The 26,085-nt window shown below is 39.9% G+C and carries 26 protein-coding genes; 21 read left to right on the forward strand and 5 right to left on the reverse strand.

The genetic code is table 11. The annotated features are described in order from the left end of the window. The first annotated feature begins 56 nt into the window (after window positions 1-56). The gene (locus tag BUA60_RS20625; protein ID WP_072865132.1) at window positions 57-566 is read left to right on the forward strand and encodes an OmpH/Skp family outer membrane protein; all 510 of its coding nucleotides are present in this window, start codon (window positions 57-59) and stop codon (window positions 564-566) included. A gap of 169 nt (window positions 567-735) precedes the next feature. Here the strand turns inward: BUA60_RS20625 and BUA60_RS20630 are convergent, their stop codons facing one another. Next, entirely contained in the window at window positions 736-3,789 is a 3,054-nt protein-coding gene (locus BUA60_RS20630; protein ID WP_072865134.1) for a PVC-type heme-binding CxxCH protein, read from the reverse strand. A 340-nt stretch (window positions 3,790-4,129) separates the two neighbouring features. Between BUA60_RS20630 and BUA60_RS20635 the strand changes: the two genes are divergently transcribed. The 7 genes from BUA60_RS20635 (at window position 4,130) to BUA60_RS20665 (ending at window position 9,388) form a co-directional block, all read left to right on the forward strand. Next, window positions 4,130-5,293, forward strand: coding sequence for an alpha/beta hydrolase family protein (locus tag BUA60_RS20635; protein WP_072865136.1), 1,164 nt, complete (start codon window positions 4,130-4,132; stop codon window positions 5,291-5,293). 11 nt (window positions 5,294-5,304) lie between these two features. After that, window positions 5,305-6,114, forward strand: coding sequence for a sulfurtransferase (locus tag BUA60_RS20640; protein ID WP_072865138.1), 810 nt, complete (start codon window positions 5,305-5,307; stop codon window positions 6,112-6,114). 69 nt (window positions 6,115-6,183) lie between these two features. Then, window positions 6,184-6,615: a BLUF domain-containing protein gene (locus BUA60_RS20645; RefSeq protein ID WP_072865140.1), complete on the forward strand. Its 432-nt coding sequence runs from the start codon at window positions 6,184-6,186 to the stop codon at window positions 6,613-6,615. A 50-nt stretch (window positions 6,616-6,665) separates the two neighbouring features. After that, on the forward strand, window positions 6,666-7,454 hold the full coding sequence (gene modA, locus BUA60_RS20650; RefSeq protein WP_084532715.1) for a molybdate ABC transporter substrate-binding protein: 789 nt from the start codon (window positions 6,666-6,668) through the stop codon (window positions 7,452-7,454). A 40-nt stretch (window positions 7,455-7,494) separates the two neighbouring features. Further along, entirely contained in the window at window positions 7,495-7,848 is a 354-nt protein-coding gene (locus tag BUA60_RS20655) for a TOBE domain-containing protein (RefSeq protein WP_245802597.1), read from the forward strand. Continuing rightward, window positions 7,848-8,519 carry a molybdate ABC transporter permease subunit gene (gene modB / locus BUA60_RS20660; protein ID WP_072865147.1) on the forward strand — a complete coding sequence of 224 codons (672 nt, stop codon included), beginning with the start codon at window positions 7,848-7,850 and terminating at the stop codon, window positions 8,517-8,519. Before BUA60_RS20655 ends, modB begins: the two co-directional genes overlap by 1 nt. Beyond that, window positions 8,516-9,388, forward strand: a complete 873-nt coding sequence (locus BUA60_RS20665) for an ABC transporter ATP-binding protein (RefSeq protein ID WP_072865148.1) — start codon at window positions 8,516-8,518, stop codon at window positions 9,386-9,388. The genes modB and BUA60_RS20665 overlap by 4 nt, the downstream gene beginning before the upstream one ends. A gap of 34 nt (window positions 9,389-9,422) precedes the next feature. On the opposite strand, the gene gldA is transcribed toward BUA60_RS20665, so the two are convergent. After that, window positions 9,423-10,316: a gliding motility-associated ABC transporter ATP-binding subunit GldA gene (gene gldA / locus BUA60_RS20670; RefSeq protein WP_072865150.1), complete on the reverse strand. Its 894-nt coding sequence runs from the start codon at window positions 10,314-10,316 to the stop codon at window positions 9,423-9,425. Window positions 10,317-10,794: 478 nt separating this feature from the next. On the opposite strand from gldA, the gene BUA60_RS20675 reads away from it, so the two are divergent. The 5 genes from BUA60_RS20675 (at window position 10,795) to BUA60_RS20695 (ending at window position 15,815) form a co-directional block, all read left to right on the forward strand. Continuing rightward, a complete protein-coding gene (locus BUA60_RS20675) occupies window positions 10,795-11,625 on the forward strand; it encodes a prephenate dehydratase (protein WP_072865305.1) in 831 nt (276 codons plus the stop codon). Next, a complete protein-coding gene (locus BUA60_RS20680; protein ID WP_072865152.1) occupies window positions 11,622-12,764 on the forward strand; it encodes a pyridoxal phosphate-dependent aminotransferase in 1,143 nt (380 codons plus the stop codon). The genes BUA60_RS20675 and BUA60_RS20680 overlap by 4 nt, the downstream gene beginning before the upstream one ends. 147 nt (window positions 12,765-12,911) lie before the next feature. After that, entirely contained in the window at window positions 12,912-13,772 is an 861-nt protein-coding gene (locus BUA60_RS20685) for a prephenate dehydrogenase (RefSeq protein ID WP_072865154.1), read from the forward strand. Between the two features lie 9 nt (window positions 13,773-13,781). Then, window positions 13,782-14,864: a bifunctional 3-deoxy-7-phosphoheptulonate synthase/chorismate mutase type II gene (locus BUA60_RS20690; RefSeq protein ID WP_072865156.1), complete on the forward strand. Its 1,083-nt coding sequence runs from the start codon at window positions 13,782-13,784 to the stop codon at window positions 14,862-14,864. 276 nt (window positions 14,865-15,140) lie between these two features. Continuing rightward, on the forward strand, window positions 15,141-15,815 hold the full coding sequence (locus tag BUA60_RS20695) for a head GIN domain-containing protein (protein ID WP_072865158.1): 675 nt from the start codon (window positions 15,141-15,143) through the stop codon (window positions 15,813-15,815). 87 nt (window positions 15,816-15,902) lie between these two features. On the opposite strand, the gene BUA60_RS20700 is transcribed toward BUA60_RS20695, so the two are convergent. After that, entirely contained in the window at window positions 15,903-16,343 is a 441-nt protein-coding gene (locus BUA60_RS20700) for a hypothetical protein (RefSeq protein ID WP_072865161.1), read from the reverse strand. Between the two features lie 105 nt (window positions 16,344-16,448). Here BUA60_RS20700 and rsgA point away from each other — a divergent pair, with 105 nt between their 5' ends. The 7 genes from rsgA to BUA60_RS20735 all read left to right on the forward strand — a co-directional run bounded on the left by rsgA (window position 16,449) and on the right by BUA60_RS20735 (window position 22,912). After that, the gene (gene rsgA / locus BUA60_RS20705; RefSeq protein ID WP_072865162.1) at window positions 16,449-17,399 is read left to right on the forward strand and encodes a ribosome small subunit-dependent GTPase A; all 951 of its coding nucleotides are present in this window, start codon (window positions 16,449-16,451) and stop codon (window positions 17,397-17,399) included. Beyond that, on the forward strand, window positions 17,399-17,851 hold the full coding sequence (gene dtd, locus BUA60_RS20710) for a D-aminoacyl-tRNA deacylase (RefSeq protein ID WP_072865165.1): 453 nt from the start codon (window positions 17,399-17,401) through the stop codon (window positions 17,849-17,851). Before rsgA ends, dtd begins: the two co-directional genes overlap by 1 nt. Beyond that, window positions 17,851-18,177, forward strand: coding sequence for a nucleotide pyrophosphohydrolase (locus BUA60_RS20715; protein WP_072865167.1), 327 nt, complete (start codon window positions 17,851-17,853; stop codon window positions 18,175-18,177). Before dtd ends, BUA60_RS20715 begins: the two co-directional genes overlap by 1 nt. Before the next feature lie 79 nt (window positions 18,178-18,256). Next, on the forward strand, window positions 18,257-19,486 hold the full coding sequence (locus BUA60_RS20720; protein WP_072865169.1) for a 3-phosphoshikimate 1-carboxyvinyltransferase: 1,230 nt from the start codon (window positions 18,257-18,259) through the stop codon (window positions 19,484-19,486). 95 nt (window positions 19,487-19,581) lie between these two features. Beyond that, the gene (queA, locus tag BUA60_RS20725; protein ID WP_072865171.1) at window positions 19,582-20,631 is read left to right on the forward strand and encodes a tRNA preQ1(34) S-adenosylmethionine ribosyltransferase-isomerase QueA; all 1,050 of its coding nucleotides are present in this window, start codon (window positions 19,582-19,584) and stop codon (window positions 20,629-20,631) included. An 88-nt stretch (window positions 20,632-20,719) separates the two neighbouring features. Continuing rightward, window positions 20,720-21,766 carry a dual-specificity RNA methyltransferase RlmN gene (gene rlmN / locus BUA60_RS20730; RefSeq protein ID WP_072865173.1) on the forward strand — a complete coding sequence of 349 codons (1,047 nt, stop codon included), beginning with the start codon at window positions 20,720-20,722 and terminating at the stop codon, window positions 21,764-21,766. Between the two features lie 168 nt (window positions 21,767-21,934). Next, on the forward strand, window positions 21,935-22,912 hold the full coding sequence (locus BUA60_RS20735) for a polyprenyl synthetase family protein (protein ID WP_031442622.1): 978 nt from the start codon (window positions 21,935-21,937) through the stop codon (window positions 22,910-22,912). Window positions 22,913-22,982: 70 nt separating this feature from the next. Here BUA60_RS20735 and BUA60_RS20740 read toward each other — a convergent pair whose 3' ends face one another. Further along, window positions 22,983-23,249 carry a zinc-ribbon domain-containing protein gene (locus BUA60_RS20740; RefSeq protein WP_072865175.1) on the reverse strand — a complete coding sequence of 89 codons (267 nt, stop codon included), beginning with the start codon at window positions 23,247-23,249 and terminating at the stop codon, window positions 22,983-22,985. A gap of 123 nt (window positions 23,250-23,372) precedes the next feature. On the opposite strand from BUA60_RS20740, the gene dnaG reads away from it, so the two are divergent. After that, on the forward strand, window positions 23,373-25,352 hold the full coding sequence (dnaG, locus tag BUA60_RS20745; protein ID WP_072865176.1) for a DNA primase: 1,980 nt from the start codon (window positions 23,373-23,375) through the stop codon (window positions 25,350-25,352). 85 nt (window positions 25,353-25,437) lie between these two features. Here dnaG and BUA60_RS20750 read toward each other — a convergent pair whose 3' ends face one another. After that, window positions 25,438-26,067 (reverse strand): response regulator, encoded by a 630-nt coding sequence (locus BUA60_RS20750; protein WP_031442625.1) that lies wholly within the window; start codon window positions 26,065-26,067, stop codon window positions 25,438-25,440. Between the last annotated feature and the right edge of the window lie 18 nt (window positions 26,068-26,085).

Here is a 26,085-nt window from a genome sequence, read left to right on the forward strand (position 1 = left end):
AAATTACATTTATATAACTAAATCTTTAAATTAACACTCAAACATTAATTAAAATCATGAAACAAATTAAAAAAATAGCAGTAGCCATAGTTTTGTTCGTAGCAGCTACTAGTTTTGTTAATGCACAGGCGAAAATTGCGCACATAGATGTACAGAAATTGTTGTCTGAAATGCCGGAGATGAAAGCAGCCGAAGCGGAACTTAAGAAATTACAGGAAACTTATAGGGCGGATATTGAAAGTTCCATGACCGAACTTCAAAACAAGTACACGCAATATAAAAATGAATCATCCTCAAAGTCTGAAGAGGAGAATCAGAAAAGAGCTTTGGAACTACAAGGTTTTGAAAAGAACATTGGTGAGGCGCAACAGACTGCCTCACAAGAATTACAAAAGAAACAAGGCGAACTTTTAGGCCCTATCACCGAAAAGGCCAAAAAAGCTATTGAAGCTGTGGCGGCGGCCCAAGGAATTGACTACGTAATGGATGCTACCCAAGGTAGTGGACTTATTGTAGCCAAAGGAAAGGATATTTTGCCAGAGGTTAAGAAGCAATTAGGTTTCTAATCCATCAATAAAATGTTTTAAGAAAAGCCATGCAAACGCATGGCTTTTTTCTTTGGTCATATTGTGGTTTAGGGTGTTTGTAGGTGGTAAACCTTTGGAATTACGTAACTGGCACTCCCAGCAATCTGATGGATCCCCCTGTTCACACGAAGCTTTGTATTTGGATATTCTATTGTTCCTCCCTTGCTACCTTTAGGGTCTCCAAATAGGCTACCAAATCCACTAAGTCTTCCTCTGGCATAATATGGGCCAAGCCTTCTGTCATTAGAGATTGTTCTAGGGACTCCTGTTCACTTATATCCTGTAATTCCAAGGTCTTTTGGGTGCCGCCCATCATCTTAATGGTTATTTCATCCTCTGTCCTGCTTAAGATGTATCCTGTATAGGTTTTGCCATCATTCATCCTAAAAGAATAGCCTTCGAAACCAAAATTGATACCAGCACTGGGGTAGATAATATTGGAATATAAAAATTGCTTTGAAAGCTTATTGCCTATATCCGACAATTCTGGTCCGAATTCTATGCCATTACCTGCAGCCATATGACAGGAACTACAATAGGTACTGTATACTTCCTTGCCATGGGAGGCATTACCCCTAAGTTCCACCAATTTGGAAATGTCCAGCGCTCCATCTTCTTGAGAACTTAAGAATTTAGGTGCGTTGGTTCTGATCTCATTGTTCCAACTGGTCATCAGCTTTAAAACGGCAGTAGTTTTGTAATCTTCAGCCAGTCTGTCTTCTTTTAGCATTTGGTATAATTCTTCCTGTCCGGCTCCTGTATTACCAAGTGTTTCTATCATTTTTCTGGTTAGTGCATGGCCCAAATCCTGAGAGCCAATGTTCTCCTTGAGCAGTGCAACGGCAGTTGGATTGGATATTCCGTTTAGCCTTTCCAATACCGCAATTTTGGAAGATTCCGGTTCTTGGGAATGAAGGAAGGTGTCGATCAGTGTCGCTCCGTTATTATTAAGCAATAGGTTGGCGGCTTCCTTGCCGATATCTGTATTGGACCCGTTGGCCAATACTCTAAACAAGGCCTCGTTCTGGTTCTTTAACTCTAAATTTTTGATGGCCATAATCCATTCTGGGGTTCCTTCAATCTTGGGAAGCACTTCCTTGACCATTTTAATGTGTTTGGGCGAACTATATACAAATTTGGCATCCATTTGCCCTATAGCGTATGCTTGGATTTGGCTTTTAAGGGGGTGGTTCCAACCGAGCATTTCCATTAGGTAGTTGTCTTTGTTCGGATGATCCTTAAAATCCAGGGCCCTAAAATAGGAAGCCAATTTTGTAGGCAGTACAGTTTGGTCTTTAATTAAGGATACCAACATGGGAACCGATTCTTTGGCCCGGATGCGCCAGACTATTTCTTTTCCGGCTTCACTTTTCCAATTTTCCCCAACCTTGTTTCTCCAGGCTTTAAAATACAGCTCTGGGAACTTATCCGCCCCAATGCCCAAGGCTTCCAAATACCATCTATCGCCAGTGTTATGCTGAACGGCCAAATTGGCCCATAGTTCCGCAGCCGCTTCCGTGCCTATAAACCTGAGTGCAATTGCCGCTTCCCTTCTTACTTGGGGCGATTTATCGTTTTCCAAAAGGGATAGATATTTCTCAAGACTTTCTTTGCCTTTAAACCTGGCCATACGGATTCCCTGCATTCTAAATTTAGGGTCTTCATCCAGTAATGCCAATTCTATATAGTCATTACTTTTGGTTGGAATATGCAATCCTAGCCATAATGCCCGAGCTTTGGCTATACCTCCTTTTTCCCTTAATTCCGTTAAAAATGGTTGGGCGGCCTCGCCCATGGAATGTAATTTTTGCCACGACTGATAAAAAAGGTCCATGTTACCGGAAAGAAGTCCTTTAACCGCTCCTTCCTCGGTCTTGGGGTCTATGTCCGCAACTTTATAATCCGAGCCAGTGGACAATCGGTAAATCCTTCCCCGTGCAATGTCTTCTGCCTTGTGCCCTCCAACACCGCCATCATACCAATCGGAAATAAAAAGGGAGCCATCAGGAGCTGTGGTCACATCATCCGGTCTAAACCAATCGTCTTTACTCTTTACCAGATTTTCAATTTTTGCGGTATAACCTGCCTCCGATTCGCCTATTATATAGGCGCGGACCACATTATGGCCAGGTTCGGCATGTATGGGTTGATTTTGAAATTTCTGAGGCAACATTTTATCCTCATAAACAAGAATGCCACATGGGGAACCAGATCCGGTCTGTAACAAGTTGGGGACGGTTCCCGGGTCGTTTAAATGCCAATGCCTTTTGGGGATATCGTTATGCCATCCGGTTCTTCTTTCTCGCCAGCTTGCACCGGATAATAAGTCCCTATATCCATAATTGCCATATTCCATAACATAGTTTATGCGAGTACCCCTATTGCCGTCATCGTCATTATCAGATTGCCATAAACCTCCATAGGAGTCAATGGCAATTTCATAAGGGTTCCTGAAATTGTGTCCTAGGACTTCCAAATTTGTTCCGTCCATATTCATTCTAAAAGCCATCCCTTCCCTATAATGTTGGCCATTCCCCACTATTTCTTGACCGTGCATGTCCAAAACAACCTCACCATTTTTATCCAATAATTGCTTTCCATTATTACCGAAGTTGAAATAAAGCCTCCCATCTGGTCCAAAAACAAAAGCATGAACTCCGTGGTCATGGTCTACACCTTCTATACCTTGGAATAGGATTTCTTTGGAATCCGGTAGATCGTCTCCATTCTCGTCGGTAAAAATAAAAACTTTGGGACTTACGGATACGATTACCTTGTTACCCAAAACAGCGATGCCCAAGGCGGCATTGATGTCCTCCCCTTGGTAGAAAACCTTGGAGGTGTCCGCTTTGCCATCTCCATTGGTGTCCTCAAGGATTAAGATTCGATCTCCACTATCGTCATAGGTATTATCCGGATTGGCGAACAATCTGTAATTTTTGGCCTCGCAGACCCAAATTCTGCCTTTGGCATCAATGGCCATATTGGTAGGGTTGGTAACCATAGGTTCCGAAGCAAAGAGCTCAAGATTTAAACCCTCCTCGACCTCCATGGCGGCTAAGGCATATTCGGGGTTTCTTTTTTCCTGTTCTGAAAGTGATAAAAAATCGATATTGGCCTTTGGTTGTTCCTTGCAGGAGGCAAGGGAACCTAGTGCCATAATAATTACTAAGGTTTTGGCGGTAATTTGGTTTGGAAACATATGAACGTTTTTGGTTGCAGTTCCACAATTTACCAAAAAAAACAAAGATCATGTTAAAAATAATGGTAGCGTGTTACATAGGGAAATAGCGATAAGTTGGCTATCCTAAAATCAACTTCGGCAAAGAAGTTGTTTTTTGATGTTTTGGGGCTAATTGAACTTGATAACAAAATACTGAAAACAATGGGGGAAAAACAGTATTTTAGTTAGCAGGTTATATTTGGGGGAATACAATTGGAATGTCTGGGTATTCCTAGTTGGATGATCTGTGCGGCACACTGTCCGATAAGTAGGTTTATTGTAACTGAGTAATAATATAAACTATTAACTTCTGAAATAGATGAAAAAACTAATAAGTCTAATTGCGATTACTTTATTTGGTTTAACGGTTTGGGCTCAGGATAATATGTTGTGTGTGGGAAGTTATTGGACAGAGGATGAGGCAAATATTGTCTTGAAAAAATTTGCCTCCGAATGGAACGATCTGGAATCGTGGGAACAAAGGGCATTAAGAATTAAGAAGGGGATTATTGAGGGTATGCAACTGTACAAGATTCCGCAAATAACGGGCAACTTTAATCCCATTATCAGGAATACCAGGGTTATGGACGGTTATATTGTAGAAAATATTGCTATAGAGAGCTTTCCTGGTTTCTTTGTTACGGGCAACCTATATAGGCCTGTGGAAGAAAAAGGCAAGTATGCGGCCATTCTTAGTCCGCATGGTCATATGAAGGATAAGAGGTATACAGATTACATTCAATGGCGGTGTGCCGCTTTGGCTAGAATGGGAGCTGTGGTTTTTGCCTATGATATGGTGGGTTACGCAGAAAGTACCCAGGTAAACCACAAGATGCCAATTGCCTTGCTCTTGCAGACCTGGAACAGTAAAAGGGTCTTGGAATACTTGCTGTCCAGACCCGATGTGGATTCGGAACGTATAGGGATGACAGGTGCTTCTGGAGGCGGTACACAAACCTTTGTCTTAACGGCCATAGATGACCGTATAAAAGTAGCGGCTCCTGTGGTACAGGTTTCTGCCCACTTTTTTGGAGGATGTGTTTGTGAAAGCGGTATGCCAATACACAAAAGTACCGATCACCAAACCAATAATGTGGAAATTGCTGCGCTTTGCGCCCCCAGACCTTTATTGTTGGTTTCTGATGGTGCCGACTGGACACGAAACACGCCAAGAATAGAGTATCCTTACATTCAAAAGGTATATGCTCTGTATAATGCTGAACACAAAGTGGAAAATGTTCATTTACCGGCGGAAAGGCACGATTACGGATATAACAAAAGAACTACCCTTTACAATTTTTTTGACCATCACCTAGATCTAAATGCCGGCAAAATACCCTACGCTGAAGGTTATAAGGAAGATTTTGTTACTATTTTGCCTCCAGAGGATTTAATGGTTTTTGGAAAGGATAGTCCTAGGCCCAAGAATGCCCTGCAGGGAGATGATGCCGTTATGGCGTATTTGAAAATATCGGTTAAATAAAAAAGTTGGAAATGAAAGATATGCTAGTGTCTGCCTCTTGGCTAAACCAAAATTTGGACATGCCCGAAATTATAATTTTGGATGTCCGTCTACGCTATGATCCAGCCGTTTCGCAATTGGATGATCTAAAGATACCTGGGGCTCGTATTTTTGACCTGGAAAACGAATTCAGTGATAAAAACAGCCCGTTTCCGAATATGCTTCCAAGTCAGGACCAATTTGAGCAGTCCTGTAGAAAATTGGGTATTAATAAATCCAGTAAGATTGTGGTCTACGATCATTTTGGAATTTATGTGAGCCCCAGGGCTTGGTGGATGTTTAAAGTTATGGGGCATCAGAATGTTAGTGTTTTGGATGGAGGCTTTCCGGAATGGAAGAAAGCGGGGTATGGCACAGAAAAAGTAGTTGGATTGAATTATGGAACTGGTAATTTTAAGGCAGTTTTCAATCCGGATATGGTGGTGAACTTTGAAGGGATAAGCGATAATCTGAAAACTAATAAGGCCTTGGTCATAGATGCCCGTTCCTCCGATCGCTTCCATGGTCTTGTTGCGGAGCCGAGGAAGGAATTGAGAAGGGGTAATATTCCAAACTCCATTAATATTCCTTATGAAACTGTTCTTAAGGACGGGAAGTTCAAACCCTTGAACGAGTTGAAAGAAGTTTTTGCTGATTTGGAAGGGGAGGGGCGGCCCTTGGTGTTTAGTTGTGGATCCGGTGTAACGGCATGCATCGTACTAATGGCGAGCGAAATGAGTTTGAAAAACCACAATAAGGTTTATGACGGTTCATGGACAGAGTATGCACAGGTGGCTGATTAATTTATTTTACTGTATGGCGCAAACTAGTGAAACTACATAATTTTTGTATTTTGCCCCAAAATAGTTTTAATGTACCAACTGTCTTATTTTTCCAGAGCTACCCCGGATGTTTCTGAAGAAATTATTAGCGGCATTTTGGAAACATCCCGTGAGCGTAATAAGGCCATAGGTGTTACTGGTTGCCTAGTTTTTCATAAATTTTCCTTTGTTCAAATAATTGAAGGTGAAAAGAGGCATATACAATCCTTGTTTGAGGATATTAGGCAGGATAAAAGGCATAGCGATGTAACATTGTTGTGGGAAGGCAAGAATAATGGAAGGAACTTTGGCGATTGGAATATGGCTTATTTTACAGAATCCGATGAAAGATCTGCAAATGGGGAGATGAAGAATTTTGAAAGAAATTTATTGTTGCTGTCAGAACTTTCCGCCGATTCCACCGCTGTATTGAACATGTTTTGGATAAGTGTGCGTAAACTTATTTCGGGGGAGGAAATCTAATTAGACCTCTAACCCCTCACTTTTGAAGGTCAAAATTTATCCAATAAAAAATGTTTAACGTCCAAAGAATAATCAAGGGGTGCAATTGGAGATGGCTGGGAGCAATGTTGTTGATCTTCATATTTGTAGGATGTCAGAAGAATCACAACAGAAAAATTGTTATAGCTACTGCGGCCAATATGGAATCGACCATGGTGGCCTTGACAAATGCCTATACCCTAAAATCTGGAGTGGAATGCGAAATAATTGTTGGATCTTCGGGAAAGTTGACGGCGCAGATTATGGAAGGTGCGCCCTACGATATTTTTGTTGCGGCCAATATGAAATATCCGCAGGCCATTTATGACGGTGGAAAAGCAAAGAATGCTCCTAAAGTCTATGCCAAGGGAAAATTGGTGCTTTGGTCAATGATGGAGAATATCACTGTTTCAATTGATGCGCTCTCGGATCCAGCTTTAGAACACATTGCTTTGGCAAATCCCAAAACTGCCCCTTATGGTGTTGCCGCCCAAGAAGTTTTAATACATTACGGCCTGAATGAAATCTTGGCGCCTAAATTGGTTTTTGGGGAAAGTGTAGGCCAGACCGATCAATTTATCATTTCCAAGGCAGCACAAATTGGTTTTACGGCCTTATCAACAGTTTTATCGCCAGAACTGAAAGGAAAAGGGAGTTGGATTATAATAGATCCATCACTCTACTCCAATATTAATCAAGGTGTAGTGCTTGTAAATCGTAAAGAAGAAACTAATCAGGATGCCCAAGGCTATTATAATTTTCTTTTTTCAGTTGAAGCCAAAGGGATATTAAAAGAATTTGGATATTTGGTAGATGAATAGTTTTCCGGCTCAAATAAAGGAGGTTAAAACCAATGGAACAATGTCCATTGTTTTTGTTACGATGGATAGTGGTGAGGAGTTAATGTCCGTGGTCATAGATACCCCTGAATCTGCCCCTTATTTGAAAAGCGGTAATAAGGTAAATGTCTTGTTTAAGGAAACGGAGGTTGCTGTCTCTACCCAAAAGGAATTGAATATTAGTATAGAGAATAGAATTGCAGGGAATATTACACATATAGAAGTGGGCGTATTGTTGAGCAGATTGATTTTGGAGACCAGAATAGGTGAGGTCATTGCTCTAATAAGTACTATGAGTGTAAGGCAGATGGGATTGGTTGAAAAGACGAACGTTATGATTTTGGTTAAATTGAACGAAATAATATTGGCACCATAATGGATTGGCAACCTTTGGTCCTTACCTTTAAACTTGCGGTGGTTACCACGGCGATATTGTTTGTGGTTTCCATTCCCATTGCCAATTGGCTGTCAAGTACCAAATCCAAAATAAGGCCCGTCTTGGAAACCTTGGTGAGCATGCCATTGGTGCTGCCACCTACTGTACTGGGGTTTTATATGCTGGTGGCCTTTAGTCCAGAAAATGCCTTTGGAAATTGGTTGAATGAATACCTAGGTATAAAGCTCATATTCTCTTTTGGAGGTTTGGTGGTGGCTTCGGTCATTTATAGCTTACCGTTTATGGTGCAACCCATCCAAGCGGGACTTTCCTCCCTTCCTTCCACATTAAAGGAGGCTTCCTATACCATGGGAAAATCAAAAATGACGACACTATTGAAAATTTTATTGCCCAATATTAAGCCTTCCCTTTTAACTGGCATTGTGCTTTCCTTTGCCCATACTGTTGGAGAGTTTGGTGTAGTGCTGATGATTGGGGGGAATATGCCCGGAAAGACCAAAGTGGCCTCTATTGCGATATATGATGAAGTGGAGGCGCTTAATTATGCCGCTGCCAATAGTTATTCATTGATTTTGTTTTCCGTAACTTTTGTAATTCTGTTACTGGTTTATCTAACCAATGGGGGATATTTTAAACGTTTTGCCCAATGATACGGTTAAACCTAAAAAAAACCTTGCAATCTGCCGGAGGAAAAATGGTCCTGGATTTGCAATTGACCATAGAAAAGGGTGAATTTGTTACCCTATTCGGGGAATCAGGGGCGGGAAAAACCTCTACTTTAAGAATGCTCAGTGGCTTGTTAAGGCCAGACAGTGGAACTATTGAAGTGGGTGAAGCAACTTGGTTTAGCAGTCAAGAAAATATTGACCTTAAACCCCAACAGCGTAAGGTAGGGTACGTATTTCAGGATTATGCCCTCTTTCCCAACATGAACGTTCGTCAAAATTTGGAATACGCCCTTCAGAAAAATCAGGATAGAGCCATAATTGAGGAGTTATTGGAATTTGCAGAGCTTGTCGAATTGCAACAAAGAAAACCCGAAACCCTGTCTGGCGGACAAAAACAGCGAGTGGCATTGGCCAGGGCATTGGTTCAGCGACCTGAAATATTAATATTGGACGAACCTTTATCGGCCTTGGATTTAAAAATGCGGATAAAGCTACAGGAGTATTTATTGAAAGTTCATAAGAAATATAAACTAACCACAATATTGGTAAGTCATGATATTGCGGAAATAGTTAAACTATCGGATAGCGTATTTGAGCTTCAAAATGGTAGCGTAGTTAAGAAAGGTACAGCCACGGATTTTTTTGGGTTGAACAAGACCAGTGCCAAATTCAGATTTTCAGGGGAAGTATTAAAGATACAAAAGGAAGATGTGTTATATGTAATTTCTGTCCTTATAGGGAATGATATAATTAGGGTCGTCTCAGACCCGAAGGAGGCCGAACTTTTAAAGGTAGGGGATCAGGTTCTTGTTGCTTCCAAGGCCTTTAATCCTATAATTCAAAAAATATAGTTCCAGTTTTTGCCTGCCAATAATACTTTTGACCCTAAAGGGTCAGTTCACTAAATAAACTCTCCAGATTCTTGTTTTTCCTACTTAATTGAAGGGTTTTTAATTGGTTGTCATGGGCAAAGTCGAACACGGCAGGTCGCATATCATATGAAGTGTTAAAAGTGATCTCATAAACAAACCCACCAATATTTTTAACCATTATTACATTGGGCAATTTATTTAGAAATGCTTCTTCCACCCTAAAGTCGAATTCGACCAGTAAAACTTGGTCCTGCCCGTCGCGCAATTCTGAAAGTTTTTTGTCGGCCACAAGAGTGCCCTTATTAATGATAATTACCCTATCACATACCGCTTCAACCTCTTTCATAATATGTGTGGACAGTAGAATGGTCTTTTCTTTACCAATTTCACGAATCAATTTTCTGATTTCCAATAATTGATTGGGGTCTAGACCGGTTGTGGGCTCGTCTAGGATTAAAACCTCCGGGTCGTGAAGAAGGGCGGCAGCCAATCCAACCCTTTGCCTATAGCCTTTGGAAAGTTGCCCAATCTTTTTGTTCGCCTCTGGGGTAAGACCGGTTTGATCTATTACCGTGTTGATTCTCTGTTTATCTACTTTGTAGACTTCCGCATTAAAAGCAAGATATTCCTTTACATACATATCCAAATAAAGTGGATTGTGTTCGGGTAGGTAGCCTATGCTCTTTTGAACATTTTTCTTTTCACTTTGCACATCAAATGAATTAACCTCGGCCTTACCTTCATCTGCGGTGTGATAGGTAGTCAATATTTTCATCATTGTGGATTTCCCGGCCCCATTGGGACCTAAAAAGCCCACTATTTCCCCTTTTTCTATGGTAAAGGAAACCTTGTTCAGTGCTTTTTGTTTCCCGAAAAATTTGGTAATGTTATTTGCTATGATGGACATGCCTATTCTTTTTATCAAAAATAAAGCAAATTAATGAAACCTAGTTTTAATTATTAATATGATAAAATATGGGCCTTCAGTGATACATTTTTGGTATTAAAAAAGATGTATATCGGGATTTGTTCTTCGTAATTCGTAAAAATATACCGGTTTGGGGGGTTAATCGGTATTATTTATTGCTTTAAACTGAAATAAATAAAAAAATGTTAGTGTTAATGCCGATTTATAAATTTAATTATTAATTTAGCCGGAGTTTTACAAGAAAAATGACAAAGCAATATTTCTGGAATGGTTTTTATTTTTACTTCTTTTTTAAGGGAGGTAAGGGACTGTTCTAGCATATTTTTAAATATATAATAGATAGAAGTCCTGTGAAAACCAGGACTTTTTTTTTGGATATAACTTTCGGATTTAAGGTGGGGTTATAAAGGAGTTGAGTAGTAAGTCTTTGATAGATAAGAAGATAATTATAAAAAGGGTGAAATTAAAAGTTGCAATACAAGGTATTAAAGGTTCTAACCATCATCAAGTGGCGAAGGATTATTTCGGTGATGATGTTACCTTCGTGGAATGTTCATCCTTCGATATTTTGGTAGATCATTTGATTAATAAAACAGCGGATAAGGGGGTAATGGCCATAGAGAATTCCATTGCAGGGTCTATTATACCCAACTACGCCCTGGTCTTCCATAAAAACCTGCATATAATTGGGGAACAATATCTAAATATACATCATAACTTGATGGCTTTAAAGGGGCAGACCATTGCCGATATTCAGGAGGTCCGTTCCCATCCTATGGCACTGCTACAGTGCAATGAGTTTTTTAAAAATTACGGGCATATTAAGCTTGTTGAAGATATAGATACAGCTGAAACGGCCAAGAGAATCCAAGAAAATCAGTTAAAAGGGGTCGCAGCCATTGCGCCAAAAGTGGCGGCCGAATTGTACGATTTGGAGATTATACATTCTGAAATACAGACCATTAAGGATAATGCCACAAGGTTTATTATTGTAAAGACGCAAAATAAGGCCCTGCCGGAAGAGGAGATCAATAAGGCTTCGGTAAGATTCATCACAGATCATAAGCGCGGTAGTCTTGCCGCCATATTGAATGTGATGAGCGATTGTAACTTGAACCTTACAAAAATACAATCCCTTCCTGTAATTCAGACGCCATGGAAGTATTCCTTCTTCGTTGATGTAACTTTTGAAAAGTATAAACATTTCTCTAAAGCCAAGGCTTTGTTGGAAATTATGGCTGAAGAATTTAAAGTATTGGGTGAATATAAAAATGCTAGAATAATATGATTGCGGCAAATAGATTAAATACAGTTGAGGAATACTACTTTTCCAAAAAACTTAGGGAGGTAAGGGGGTTAATGGCGGAAGGAAGGCCTATTATAAACATGGGTATAGGAAGTCCTGATTTGGAGCCGTCCGTAGAAGTGCAAAACGCGGTCAAAGAGGCATTGAGCCATGATGGCGCACATCAATATCAGAGCTATCAGGGCTTGCCAGAGCTTAGGGAAGCGTTTTCATCTTTCTACAAGAACAAATTTGGTGTAACTGTAAATCCTCAGAACGAGGTATTGCCCTTGATGGGGTCCAAGGAAGGCATCATGCACATTAGTCTGGCCTTTTTAAACCCTGGGGATGAGGTGTTGATTCCCAATCCTGGGTATCCTACATACACATCGGTAACCAATTTGGTTGGGGCAGTGCCGAGATATTATGATTTGACCGGTAAAAATGGTTGGTTTCCAGATTTGGAAGTATTGAAGAGGCAAGACCTTTCCAAGGTAAAGATAATGTGGACCAGTTATCCGCATATGCCGACAGGCGCTACGGCTAGTAGGGATCAATTGACCGATCTTGTGGCATTTGCCAAGGAAAACGAGATTTTATTGGTCAATGACAATCCCTATAGTTTTGTGCTCAATCAAAGCCCTATAAGTATTTTGGAGATTGATGGGGCTATGGATGTGGCTTTGGAACTGAATTCCTTGAGCAAGACCTTCAATATGGCGGGTTGGCGAGTTGGGATGGTTCTGGGGAACAGTGAGCATATTAACGCTGTCCTAAAGGTAAAGAGCAATATGGATTCCGGGATGTTTTATGGTATCCAAAAAGGAGCCATCGCCGCTTTAAACAGTAGCGAATCTTGGTTTAGTGAATTAAATGCGGTGTATCATGAGCGACGGCAATTAATGTTCGCCTTGGCCGATAAGCTGCAGTGTGCTTATGATAAGGAGTCTGTAGGGATGTTTGTTTGGGCGAAATTGCCAGAAGGGGTTTCGTCTTCCGAAAAGTTCATTGATGAGGTGCTCTATGACAAGAATATTTTTATTACTCCGGGAACCATTTTTGGCTCAAATGGGGAGGGTTATATTCGATTCTCATTATGTGTTACGGCAGATAAGATTAAAGAAGCGATAAATAGGTTTTGAAAAATAATTTAAATTAAGATCATGTTGTTTACTTCATATTGGTTGGGGGACGAGGTCTTTTTAGAGTTAATCGATAATAATTGAATTTACCAATTTTTAGTTGGATTATTGTAGGTGTTCCACATTTTGGAATTAATGATAGATAGTATGAATGTATTTGTAATCGGTATCGGATTAATTGGCGGTTCTCTGGCCAAGGACATTAAGCGTAACAGGCCGGATTCCAAAATTTACGGCATTGATGCCAATGAGAGGCACTTGGAAGAGGCTTTGTCATTATCTTTGATCGATGAAAAGGCAGATTATGGTCAACTGAACCAGGCCGATTTCGTAATAGTGGGGATTCCAGTGGATGTTATGGTCCAGGAACTACCCAAAATATTGGATGCCATTGATGACGACACGGTGGTTTTTGATGTAGGGTCTACAAAATCCCTCATTTGCAAGGTTGTTGAAAACCATCCCAAGCGAAGAAATTTCTTGGCTTGCCATCCTATTGCGGGAACCGAGTTTTCGGGTCCCTCTGCGGCCCTGGAAGGTTTGTTTATGGGAAAGACCAATATCATTTGCGAAATAGAAAAAACGGCCTTTAAATTACAGGAAATGGCTTTGGAACTTTTTCAGCAATTAGGGATGCGGATACGTTATATGAATCCGGAGGCACATGATAAGCACATTGCCTACGTTTCACATTTGTCACACATTAGTTCCTTTATGTTGGGAAAGACGGTTATTGAGAAAGAAAGGAATGAACGTGATATTTTTGATATGGCGGGCAGTGGATTCGAAAGCACTGTGCGATTGGCAAAGAGTTCACCGGCCATGTGGACTCCAATTTTTAGGCAGAACAAGGAAAATGTAGTGGAAACCTTGAGGGAGTACATACATAATTTGAAGGAGTTCAAAGCAATGTTGATAGCCGATGATTATGAAGGAATCTATAAGGAAATGAATAGTACGAATAAAATAAAGGAAATATTAAACGGAATACCACTTAACAAAAAATAGAGTAAAGAAATGGAAAATTTAAAAGAAATGAGAACATGGTTGGACGATATGAAATTGGACCATCCGTTAGTAATTGCCGGGCCATGTAGTGCGGAAACAGAGGAGCAAGTGCTTCGAATTGCCAATGAGTTAAAAGATACCGATGTAAATTACTATCGTGCCGGTATCTGGAAGCCAAGAACACGTCCTGGAATGTTTGAAGGGGTGGGGGCTTTAGGTTTAAAGTGGTTGCAAAAAGTTAAGGCCGAAACCGGTATGAAAACCTGTACAGAAGTAGCTAATGCTGCCCATGTGAAGTTGGCATTGGAGCATGACGTTGATTTATTGTGGATAGGAGCAAGATCAACTGTTAGTCCATTTATAATGCAAGAAATTGCAGATGCTTTGGCCGGAACGGATAAAATTGTATTGGTAAAGAACCCGGTAAATCCAGATTTGGCTTTATGGCTAGGGGGAATCGAAAGATTATATACTGCCGGTGTTAAAAATCTAGGTGCCATACATAGAGGTTTCTCTACTTATGAAAAAACTAAATATAGGAACATTCCCGAATGGCAATTGGCCATTGAGTTTCAAAATAAATTTCCCGATTTACCTCTTATAAATGATCCTTCGCACATTACAGGGAACAGGGAAATGATCTTTGATGTTTCACAAACTGCCTTGGACCTTAATTTTGACGGTCTTATGATCGAAACCCATTTCGATCCAGATAACGCATGGAGTGATGCCGCACAACAGGTAACTCCGGCCAAATTGATCCAGATTATGAGGGATTTGAAAATTAGAAAAGAGTCCGATTCGGAAGCAGAGTATACTAGTCAACTTAGTAACCTAAGAGCGCAAATAGATGTTCTTGATAGCCAGTTGATCGAAATGCTTGGCAAACGAATGAAGATCTCTGACAGTATAGGGTTGTTAAAGAAACAAAAAAATGTTGCTGTTTTACAATCCAATAGGTGGAATCAGATTTTAGGTGCAATGATACTGGAAGGGGAAGCAAAGGGATTAAGTGAGGAATTTGTTTTAAAGATGTTTAAGGCAATTCACCAGGAATCCATAAATCACCAAGAGAAGATAATCAACTCTTAAACTATTTTATTGGTATACCGTTATAACCACGCCATTAGGCGTGGTTTTTTTATGCCCTATATTTTCATTGTGTTTCAGGCTGATTATTCTTTGTTTCTCTGGTCTAAGAAACTTGAGGATGCCCTTAAAATGGACGATGGATATTTGATAACGTTAATTGTTTGTATAATTTAGTGTAACAATTCTACTTTTGTCCCATCTTTACCAAGTGTATGGAGCTAATAGTTCAAAGTTTCCCCAAATGTTTAAAATAAGTTTAATAAAAAGATAAGGATAATGAAAAATATTATGGTAATTGGTTTTCTGTGTTTGTCATTTGTAGGATTTTCACAGCGAATAGTAGATAAATCCGTTGGTGATTTTAACGAGGTAAAGGTATATGACCTGATTGAGGTAAACCTTATTAAATCTAACGAGAACAAGGTATTGGTAAAAGGGGATAATGTGGACGATATCCAGATTGTAAATAAAAATGGTGTCCTCAAAATAAAAATGGAACTGGATAAAAAGTTTCATGGAGAAAACACCTTTGTGGAGGTGTATTTTAAAAATATAGATCTAATTGATGGGAATGAAGGCGCTAGAATTACGGTCAACGAAACCTTGAGCCAAGAAAAGATAGAATTGAAGACCCAGGAAGGCGCCAAAATAAAAGTAGGACTCGATGTTCACCAATTAATAGTGAGATGTGTTACCGGTGGCGTTGTTGAGGCCTCTGGAAAAACTATAGATCAGGAGGTAGTTTTAAATACAGGGGGAGTTTTTGAAGGGAAACCACTACTTAGTGAGAAAGCCAGTATTAAGATAACAGCTGCCGGAGAGGCGGCGATGTTTGCTTCGGAGGCAATAGATATCAATATCAAAGCCGGTGGGGATGTCTATGTTTATGGAAACCCAAAAACGGTTAATAAGAATACCTTTGCCGGAGGAAGGGTAAAAATTATGGATTAGTACTACCTTTTTTTAAATATTAGAATAGGACTGTAAAAACAAAACCCGGCCAAATAAGCCGGGTTTTGTTTTTTTGGACAATGACGATTACTTCTTGAAAATGTAACGGGTAATAAATATTCCCTGTCCGTCGTCTTTTCCACTATCACTCTCTACAGCGCTGGTAACAAAGGCCAATTCCCATCCTTCGGCCACCATGGCATTAATTTTTGAGGAGATTAAGGCATCATTGGCAGCAATGTTCTGGAATCTGATTCCACCAATATTGTAAAAATTTAAAAGTTTGGTTTCTTCGAAATTTTTCACCCTAATCTCACCTCGGTCAGATTTATTTCTAGTATTATCTTCCTCGGTTTGTTCACTGGTGAATTCCTTATAATCCCTCTCCTCTGTGGCGCTGATGATCCGAGACCTTCCCATACCACTGGGCACTATGGATTCGACACTGGTGATTACCTTAAATTGTTGTGCATTTACGTCCATAACGGCAGTAATTACTAAGCAGGCAATGAGCATAAATTTTTTCATTTTTCGTGTTTTTTATAAATTATGATTGTTTAACAACGATGAATTTTAAAAGCTAGTATAAAACTAAAGTTGTTTCTTTGTAAACAAATATGACAGAACTCTTTAATGGAAGGAACCGTATATAAATCTACTGGAAGTTGGTACACCGTAAGAACTGGGGAGGGTGATTTCTACGAATGCCGGATAAAAGGAAAATTTCGGCTCAAGGGAATAAAAAGCACCAATCCGGTCTCCGTGGGGGATGAGGTGGTATTTGAGGTGGACGGTGCCAGTGGGAATGCCCAAGGTATCATTACGGAAATTAAGGATAGGAAGAATTACATAATTAGAAAATCGGTAAACCTATCCAAACAGACACATATTATTGCCGCTAATTTGGATCAGGTTTTCTTGATAGTAACCTTAAATAATCCACCCACTTTTACAAGTTTTATAGATCGGTTTTTGGTGACCTCCGAAGCGTACCACATTCCCGCTATTTTGCTTTTTAATAAAATAGACACCTATAATGAAGAGGAACTTGATGAAATAAAATATCTCGCAAACCTATATAGGGAAATTGGATATACCTGTATTGGGATTTCAGCCAAAACGGGAAAAAATGTAGATAAGGTAAAGGAGTTGATGATCGGAAAGACAAGTATGTTTTCTGGACATTCCGGTGTGGGAAAATCCACCTTGGTCAATGCCATTGAGCCTCAATTGGATCTGAAGACCAAAAAAATATCCTCCCAGCATATGCAGGGGCAGCATACTACCACTTTTGCGGAAATGTTCGATTTGGAATGTGGTGCCAAGATCATAGATACCCCTGGAATAAAAGGGTTTGGAATAGTGGATATGGAGAAAGAGGAAATAGGGGATTATTTTCCTGAATTCTTTAAGTTGAAAGGCGAGTGCAAGTTTAATAATTGCCTGCATATGGATGAGCCGCATTGTGCAGTAAAGAAGGCGTTGGAGAATAACGAGGTAGCTTGGAGCAGGTATAAAAGTTATGTGCAAATGTTGAGTGGGGAACAAGAGAATTATAGAATGGACATTTACGGTGAAAAGTAATGCGTGCAACAATACAAAGGGTAACCACGGCCAGTGTAACGGTGGATGGGAAGGTAATTTCAAAAATCTCGAACGGACTGCTTATATTTTTGGGAATAGAGGATGCGGATACGGCAGATGATATTAAATGGCTCTCTAATAAGATTGTAAACCTCAGGATTTTTAATGATGAAGAGGGGGTTATGAATTTGTCCCTGCTTCAGGAGGAAGGAGAGGCCTTGGTAATTAGTCAGTTTACTCTCCATGCCTCCACAAAAAAAGGAAATAGACCCAGCTATATAAAAGCGGCAAAGCCGGAGACAGCAATTCCTTTGTATGAAAGTTTTGTGGCCCAATTGGAGAAGGACCTTGGAAAAAAGGTTGGAACCGGTGTTTTTGGAGCAGATATGAAAGTGGAGCTGCTTAATGACGGACCAGTGACTATACAAATAGATACAAAAAATAGAGAATAATGAACATAGAAAACGCACAGGAAGCAGTTGATGAATGGATCAAGACCCATGGGGTACGCTATTTTAACGAACTTACCAATATGGCCCAACTTACAGAGGAAGTAGGGGAGGTTGCCAGAATAATTGCTAGGCGCTATGGGGAACAAAGTGAAAAGGAATCGGACAAGGATAAGGATCTAGGGGAAGAATTGGCAGATGTGCTTTTTGTTGTACTGTGTCTGGCCAATCAGACAGGGATTAATTTACAGGAGTCTTTTGATAAAAAATTAAACCTTAAGGCCAAACGTGATCATAATCGCCACCACAGTAATAAAAAGCTGAAATAGTGCTATATTTGTAGCTTGTTTTTGTTTCTTCGTCCCGAAACAAAAAATATGTAAATACGTCTTAAAAATTCCATAGAAATTGAAGTTACATTTATCTGCCCCATCGGAAACCCTAATAAAATCAACAGTAAAAATAACAGGATCCAAAAGCGAATCCAACAGATTGTTGTTGTTGCAGGCCCTGTTTCCCTCCATAAAAATAGATAACCTTTCCAATTCCGATGATGCGGAAGTTATGCAAAAGGGATTGCAGATCAGTAATGGTGTAGTAGATATTCACCATGCAGGTACTGCCATGCGTTTTTTGACCGCCTATTTTGCGTCACAGGAAAACAAAGAAGTTACCCTAACGGGATCTAAACGAATGACCGAAAGACCAATAAAAGTATTGGTAGAGGCATTAAGGAGCCTGGGTGCTGAAATAAGTTACCTAAAGGACGAAGGGTATCCCCCTATAGCCATTAAAGGTAAAAAGCTGACGAATCATAAAGTTAGTCTGCCCGCAGATATCAGTAGTCAGTATATTTCTGCTTTATTATTAATAGCACCAAGTCTGGAAAATGGAATTGAGTTGGAGTTAGTGGGTAAAATTACATCGGTACCCTATATAAAAATGACCTTGGGCCTGCTTTCCCAAATTGGGGTAGCTAGTTCCTTTGAGGGAAATACCATTAAGGTGTCTCCGAAAAATACAGTTGAACCTACGACCCAAGTGGTAGAATCGGATTGGAGTTCCGCCTCATATTTTTATAGTATAGTGGCACTTTGTGATATAGGAACGCAAATATCATTGTCCGCTTATAATAAGAACAGTCTTCAAGGGGATAGTGTCCTTAAGGAAATCTACAAGGATTTTGGAGTGGAAACCAGTTTTCAGGGCCATGAGGTTATTTTGAAAAAAATTGCAGCACCAAACAATAGTATTTTCAATTTGGATTTGGCAAATGCACCGGATATAGCGCAGACCATTGCCGTAACATGTTTAGGTTTGGGCGTAGGATGTCATATGATAGGCCTGCATACCCTTAAAATTAAGGAGACCGATAGGCTGGAAGCATTGAAGACGGAATTGACCAAGTTGGGCGCAAACATATCCGTCACCGACAAAACTTTGACTCTGGAACCTTCCAAGGAAATAAATAAGGAAATTGCGATAGACACCTATAACGATCACAGAATGGCCATGGCTTTTGCTCCATTGGCCATCAAAACTTCATTGTTCGTTAATGATGCGGAAGTAGTGTCCAAATCATATCCAGACTTTTGGGAGGATATGAAAAATCTGAAATTCAAGGTGCAAACCGTTTGATTTTTATTTAAATGGGGTTTTACTTGACATCGCCCCTTACATCGTCGTATATTTGCAGCCGCTAAACATTAAACTAAATTTAAGGAATATACTAAATGAAATTATCGCACTTCAATTTTGAACTTCCAAACGAATTATTGGCAGAGTATCCGGCAGAGAATAGAGATGAGTCCAAATTAATGGTGGTTCATAGGGCTACTGGTAAAATTGAACACAAAATGTTCAAGGATCTTATCGACTATTTTGATGAGGGCGATGTTATGGTGCTTAACAACACCAAGGTTTTTCCTGCTAGATTATATGGTAATAAAGAAAAGACCGGTGCTAGAATAGAAGTTTTTTTATTGCGCGAGTTAAACGAGGAACAACGTCTTTGGGATGTATTGGTAGATCCAGCTCGTAAAATAAGAATTGGTAACAAACTTTATTTTGGCGTTGATGAAACGCTAGTGGCCGAAGTAATAGACAATACCACCTCTAGGGGAAGAACTTTGAGATTCTTATATGATGGATCCTATACCGATTTTAGAAGAAAATTAAAGGAACTAGGTGAAACTCCTTTGCCAAAATACATTAAGAGAAAGGTAGAGGCCGAAGACGAAAAAAGATATCAGACCATTTACGCAAAGCATGAAGGTGCAGTTGCCGCACCTACCGCAGGATTGCATTTTTCCAAACATTTGTTGAAAAGATTGGAAATTAAGGGAATCGATTTTGCGGAGGTTACCCTGCATGTTGGTCTGGGGACTTTTAATCCTGTGGAAGTAGAGGATCTTTCCAAACACAAGATGGATAGTGAGGAATTGATCATAGATGAAAAGGCAACAGAAATTGTTAACGCTGCTAAGCTTAAGAAGCGTCGTATTTGTGCAGTAGGAACTACAGCTATGAGGGCTTTGGAAAGTGCCGTTTCTTCTCAGCAGACTTTAAATACCTTTGATGGTTGGACGAACAAGTTTGTTTTTCCTCCGTACGATTTTAGTATAGCCAATGCCATGGTGACCAATTTTCACCTGCCAAAATCAACACTGTTAATGATGGTTTCGGCTTTTATGGGGCACGATTTGATGAAAAAAGCATATAAAGAAGCAATATTGGAAGGGTATAAATTTTATTCTTATGGCGATGCCATGTTGATTATATAGGTATCCAAATAAATACTAGGATCCCGTCAGTATCGCAGATTATTGTGGATTGACGGGATTTTTTTATAGAATCATTTATCTTTAGGAAGTGGAAGTTGCAAAAAACAAAAGGGATATAAGGGCATTTACCAAAGATCAACTTAGGTCGTTCTTTGAATCCCAGGGAGACAAGGCCTTTAGGGGCAACCAGGTCTATGAATGGCTATGGCAAAAATCGGCCCATACCTTTGAGGATATGACCAATATTTCCAAGGAAACCAGGCAGATGTTGGAGGATAATTTTGTGATCAACCATATTAAGGTGGATCAAATGCAACGAAGTAGTGACGGAACCATTAAAAATGCAGTCCGCCTACACGATGATCTCATAGTGGAATCTGTTTTAATTCCTACCAAAACCAGAACAACCGCCTGTGTGTCCAGTCAAGTGGGCTGCAGTTTGGATTGTAAATTTTGTGCTACTGCCCGACTAAAGCGGATGAGAAATCTTAACCCGGACGAGATTTATGACCAAGTAGTGGCCATTGATAATGAGAGCAGGTTATATTTTGATCGCCCTTTGAGCAATATTGTTTTTATGGGTATGGGAGAGCCCTTGATGAATTACAACAATGTACTTAAGGCCATAGATAAGATAACCTCTCCAGAAGGCTTGGGGATGTCTCCCAAGCGTATTACCGTATCCACATCAGGTGTTCCCAAAATGATACGGAAAATGGCGGATGAGGAAGTGAAATTTAAATTGGCGGTTTCCTTACATTCTGCCATAGATGAAATAAGGACCTCCATAATGCCCTTCAACGCAACTTTTACCCTTGCCGACCTAAGGGAGGCACTGGAATATTGGTTCCAAAAAACAAAAAGTAGGATCACCTATGAATATGTGGTTTGGGATGGTATCAATGACACCCAAAAGGATGTTAATGCTTTGGTAGAGTTCTGTAGGTTCGCACCCTCCAAAGTCAACCTTATCGAGTACAACCCTATAGATGATGGGGAATTTCGGCAGGCGAATAATGCTGCCATTGAAATGTATGTGAATACCTTGGAAAGAAATGGCATAACGGTGACCGTAAGGCGTTCCAGGGGCAAGGATATTGATGCTGCCTGTGGACAGTTGGCCAATAAATCCTAAAAATATTGGGTACAAGTAAGACAGCTTTGTCTTTTGTCGATTCCCATGGCAAATTCGCTGAAATCTATAATAAAGGGTTACATTACCTTTGTTGGCTGTTAATTACTATGTTTTTTTACCTAATTTTACGCAACTAAACTAGCAATCCAAAACAGCTTAAATAATCCCTTGAAAATTGTATCCCAAATAAAGGAACCGATTAATCAGGAAATGGAACTTTTTGAAAAAAAGTTTTATGAATCCATGTCTTCCAAGGTTGCCTTATTAAATAGGATTACTTACTATATCGTTAACAGAAAAGGGAAGCAGATGCGCCCAATGTTCGTCTTTCTTACGGCGAAAATGTTAAATAATGGTGAGGTAAACGAAAGGACCTATAGGGGTGCATCGGTCATTGAACTCATACATACGGCCACCTTGGTACATGACGATGTGGTAGACGATAGCAACAAACGCCGTGGTTTCTTTTCTGTAAATGCTTTATGGAAGAATAAAATAGCCGTATTGGTAGGGGATTATCTTCTTTCCAAAGGCCTTCTGCTGTCTATAGATAATGGTGATTTTGATCTACTTAAAATTATTTCTGTCGCCGTGCGTGAAATGAGTGAGGGAGAATTGCTGCAAATTGAGAAGGCAAGGCGTTTGGACATTACCGAGGAGGTATATTATGAAATTATAAGGCAGAAGACAGCAACCTTGATCGCTGCTTGTTGTAGTTTGGGAGCCTGTTCCGTTAAGCCAGATTCTCCGGATGTGGAAACTTTTAGGAAATTTGGGGAGCTTATTGGTATGGCCTTTCAAATCAAGGATGATCTGTTCGATTACGGGGAGGAAAGAATTGGCAAGCCTACGGGCATCGACATCAAGGAACAAAAAATGACCCTGCCCTTGATATATGTTCTTAATAAATGTTCCAAGACGGAAAAAAAATGGTTGATCAATTCCATTAAGAATCACAACAAGGACAAAAAACGGGTCAAGGAAGTCATCGCTTTTGTAAAAGCGAACGGTGGTCTTGAATATGCCGTAAAAAAGATGCTGGCCTACAAGGAAGAAGCCTTGGCATTATTGGATGCCTATCCAGATTCTGAATATAAAAGTTCGCTTAAACTTATGGTGAACTATGTGGTAGACCGTAAGAAGTAAGTCTTTAATTCTGTAATCAGTATGAAATCGGTTTCCGACCACACTTTGGTTTGTGATAATTGAATTAATATTAGTTGGTTTGTTCCAGACTCTTTCCGGTATCTATACCGCGTTGCATTTCTTCGGTAAATTCATCCTGGTAATAAGTTCTTTTGCAATGGGAACAGCTTATGGAGGAAAAGGAGCCCACTCTAAAAAGGGAAATCCAGAAAAGGTGAAAATAGGTGGTACTTGTTACTGCTGTTAAGGTGTCCTTATTGCCGCAGTAGGGACAGGCCACATTTTGAAGCAATTTTGAAGTTGTTTTTCCGGGTTTGGTTCCTAGAAATAATATCATTTCCTATTGGTTTATTCTTCTAAATGGAAATCGCAATTTAGCAATATTTCTTTTACAGGCATGGTTTTCCTTTTTACAACAGACCTTAAAGTACTATCTTTAACCTTCTAAAAAATGTAAAGATTGATTTCAAAAACCACTATAGATAAAGTATACGAGTCAGCCCGTTTGGAGGAGGTCATAGGGGATTTTGTGCAATTAAAGAAATCGGGCTCGAACTTTAAGGGGTTAAGTCCTTTTACCGATGAACGTAGCCCTAGCTTTATGGTCTCGCCGGTAAAACAGATATGGAAGGATTTTAGTAGTGGTAAGGGAGGGAATGTTGTAGCTTTTTTGATGGAGCACGAACATTTTTCATATCCTGAGGCCATTAAATATTTGGCCAGAAAGTACAATATTGAAATTGAGGAAACGGAACTGAGTAACGAACAAAAAGAACAGACCAATGAAAGGGAGAGTATGTATCTGGTTTCCGAATTTGCACAAAAATACTTTTCTGAGGTTTTGTGGAAAAGGGAACAGGGCAAGGCCATTGGTTTAAGTTATTTTAAGGAACGTGGGTTTACGGAAGATACCATAAAGAAGTTTGATCTAGGCTATTGTTTGGACCAATGGGACGGATTTACCAAGGCAGCCCTAAATAAGGGGTATCAATTAAATTATTTGGAGAAAACGGGACTTACCATTGTAAAGGATGATGTAACCGACAAGGACAACAAGAAGACCTTTGATAGATTTAAAGGGCGTGTTATGTTTCCTATACACAGCATGAGCGGTAGGGTGCTCGGTTTTGGAGGTAGAATATTGACCAATGATAAAAAGGCGGCCAAATACTTAAACTCCCCGGAAAGCGATATTTACCACAAAAGCAAGGTACTGTATGGTATTTATTTTGCAAAGCAGGCTATTGCCAAGGAAGACAATTGTTACTTGGTAGAAGGGTATACGGATGTTATACAGATGTACCAACGGGGTATTCACAATGTAGTTTCTTCCAGTGGTACGGCCTTGACCGCAGATCAGATAAGATTAATAAATAGGCTCACCAAGAATATAACGGTATTGTTTGATGGGGATGCGGCCGGATTACGGGCTTCCCTGAGGGGAATAGACCTGATCCTGGAACAGGGAATGAACGTAAAGGTGTGTACCTTTCCTGAAGGGGAAGACCCGGATAGTTTTTCCAAAAACAATGACTACGAGGACGTGGTGCTATACCTGCAGGAGAACTCCAAGGACTTTATTCAGTTCAAGGCTTCCTTATTGGTAGAGGAAGCGGCTAACGACCCTATTAAAAGAGCGGATACGGTACGGGATATTGTTAATAGTATCTCTAAGATCCCAGATAGGATACAGAAGGAAATATATATTCAGGAGTGCGCACAGATAATGAATATTTCCGAGGCGGTTTTGTTCAACACTTTGGCGCAGATTGGGAAAAAGGACGTATCGGATGCCAATAAAAAGATAAAACAGGAGCAGCAGGCCTTTGATGTGGTCAAGAACGAACCCTTGCGTCAGAAAGTAGATGTGCAATATGAATTGGAGCGCAAGATTATAGAGATGTTGCTGCTTTATGGGGATATGGAACAACAATTCGAGGATCTGGTTTTAAAGGAAAATGAAAAGGGAGATTTGGTGCTGGAGCCCGAATCCCTGGATGCCAAGGTATATGAGAAGATATATCTTGATCTTCAAGATGATGAAATTGAACTTGCCAATGAGCAGTTTAGAAATATCTATTATAGATTGATGGAAGATCTTAATGAGAAGGAAATATTTTCCATTACTACCTTTATAGCAAATTTGGATCAAGAATTGGCATCGGAAATTTCTTCCATTTTAATGGAAGAGGAAAAGTACGTACTACACCGGTGGGAAGAAAAGGATATTTATCCCAAGGATAAAAAAGTAGGGATTTCCCAGTTGGTGAGCGAAACCATTCTAACCCTGAGATGCTACCTAATAAAAAAGAGGATAGGTTCCCTTCAGGAGAACACCTTGAACAAGCAGGAGGGAAATATGGAAACTATGGAGGAGATCATGAACTACATACAACTCAATGTATTGTTGAACAAAAAGCTCAACAGGGTCCTTTCTTAAGATTTCTGGATTTAGTGGATAAAAAAAGACTGAAGTCCTATTAATCAGGAAATCAGTCTTTTCTATTCATGATTGGTTATAATGTCTAGTACAGTTCCAAAGCTTTGGCTTGCTGCAATAAATCCACTAAGTTGTCAACATTTAACTTACGCATTAAACGCGCCTTATAGGTACTGACCGTTTTTTCGTTTAGATCCAAGCCTTGGGCTACTTCCTTATTTCGCTTCCCACTGGCCAAGAGTTTAAGGACTTCTACTTCCCTTGTGGAAAGTTTTCTAAAGAACCTTCTTGGTTTTTGTGTTCCTTCATCAAAAGCAAGGCGTTGCGCCAATTCGTTGGTGATAAACATATTGCCTTCGCTAACTTTTCGTATAGCGCTTATAATATAGTCTATTTCCGATGTTTTGGACAAGTATCCAAATGCGCCGGCACGGATGGTGCTTAGGGCATAAACATCTTCAGATTGACCACTATAGATCAAAACCCGTATGTTGGGGTACTCTTTTTTAATTTTTCTAAGAGTTGCAATGCCATTAATTTCTGGGATGTCCATTTCCAGAAGAATTACGTCCGGGGTAAAAAGTTCCAGCTTATTGAATAATTCCGTGGTGGTAGATGCATCGGCTATTACTTGAATATCGGAAACCGAATCCAAGACTTGTTTTACGCCCATCCGTACTATAGGATGATTATCAGCAATTAAAATTTTGATCATTTTGGGTTATTTTTCTAG

It is taken from the genome of Arenibacter palladensis (genome assembly GCF_900129275.1).
In the GTDB taxonomy this organism is placed as follows: Bacteria; Bacteroidota; Bacteroidia; order Flavobacteriales; family Flavobacteriaceae; genus Arenibacter; species Arenibacter palladensis.

Bases quoted from the DNA above. Each gene is read 5' to 3' on its own strand.
- gldA (WP_072865150.1), bottom strand. From the start codon at position 10,316: ATGTCCATCATAGCAAATAACATTACCAAATTTTTCGGGAAACAAAAA.
- rsgA (WP_072865162.1), top strand. From the start codon at position 16,449: ATGGAAGGAACCGTATATAAATCTACTGGAAGTTGGTACACCGTAAGA.
- BUA60_RS20685 (WP_072865154.1), top strand. From the start codon at position 12,912: ATGAATGTATTTGTAATCGGTATCGGATTAATTGGCGGTTCTCTGGCC.
- BUA60_RS20695 (WP_072865158.1), top strand. From the start codon at position 15,141: ATGAAAAATATTATGGTAATTGGTTTTCTGTGTTTGTCATTTGTAGGA.
- BUA60_RS20700 (WP_072865161.1), bottom strand. From the start codon at position 16,343: ATGAAAAAATTTATGCTCATTGCCTGCTTAGTAATTACTGCCGTTATG.
- BUA60_RS20740 (WP_072865175.1), bottom strand. From the start codon at position 23,249: ATGATATTATTTCTAGGAACCAAACCCGGAAAAACAACTTCAAAATTG.
- BUA60_RS20625 (WP_072865132.1), top strand. From the start codon at position 57: ATGAAACAAATTAAAAAAATAGCAGTAGCCATAGTTTTGTTCGTAGCA.
- BUA60_RS20635 (WP_072865136.1), top strand. From the start codon at position 4,130: ATGAAAAAACTAATAAGTCTAATTGCGATTACTTTATTTGGTTTAACG.
- modA (WP_084532715.1), top strand. From the start codon at position 6,666: ATGTTTAACGTCCAAAGAATAATCAAGGGGTGCAATTGGAGATGGCTG.
- BUA60_RS20630 (WP_072865134.1), bottom strand. From the start codon at position 3,789: ATGTTTCCAAACCAAATTACCGCCAAAACCTTAGTAATTATTATGGCA.
- modB (WP_072865147.1), top strand. From the start codon at position 7,848: ATGGATTGGCAACCTTTGGTCCTTACCTTTAAACTTGCGGTGGTTACC.
- BUA60_RS20645 (WP_072865140.1), top strand. From the start codon at position 6,184: ATGTACCAACTGTCTTATTTTTCCAGAGCTACCCCGGATGTTTCTGAA.
- BUA60_RS20750 (WP_031442625.1), bottom strand. From the start codon at position 26,067: ATGATCAAAATTTTAATTGCTGATAATCATCCTATAGTACGGATGGGC.
- BUA60_RS20715 (WP_072865167.1), top strand. From the start codon at position 17,851: ATGAACATAGAAAACGCACAGGAAGCAGTTGATGAATGGATCAAGACC.
- BUA60_RS20690 (WP_072865156.1), top strand. From the start codon at position 13,782: ATGGAAAATTTAAAAGAAATGAGAACATGGTTGGACGATATGAAATTG.
- BUA60_RS20680 (WP_072865152.1), top strand. From the start codon at position 11,622: ATGATTGCGGCAAATAGATTAAATACAGTTGAGGAATACTACTTTTCC.
- BUA60_RS20665 (WP_072865148.1), top strand. From the start codon at position 8,516: ATGATACGGTTAAACCTAAAAAAAACCTTGCAATCTGCCGGAGGAAAA.
- queA (WP_072865171.1), top strand. From the start codon at position 19,582: ATGAAATTATCGCACTTCAATTTTGAACTTCCAAACGAATTATTGGCA.
- BUA60_RS20655 (WP_245802597.1), top strand. From the start codon at position 7,495: ATGTCCATTGTTTTTGTTACGATGGATAGTGGTGAGGAGTTAATGTCC.
- BUA60_RS20640 (WP_072865138.1), top strand. From the start codon at position 5,305: ATGAAAGATATGCTAGTGTCTGCCTCTTGGCTAAACCAAAATTTGGAC.
- dtd (WP_072865165.1), top strand. From the start codon at position 17,399: ATGCGTGCAACAATACAAAGGGTAACCACGGCCAGTGTAACGGTGGAT.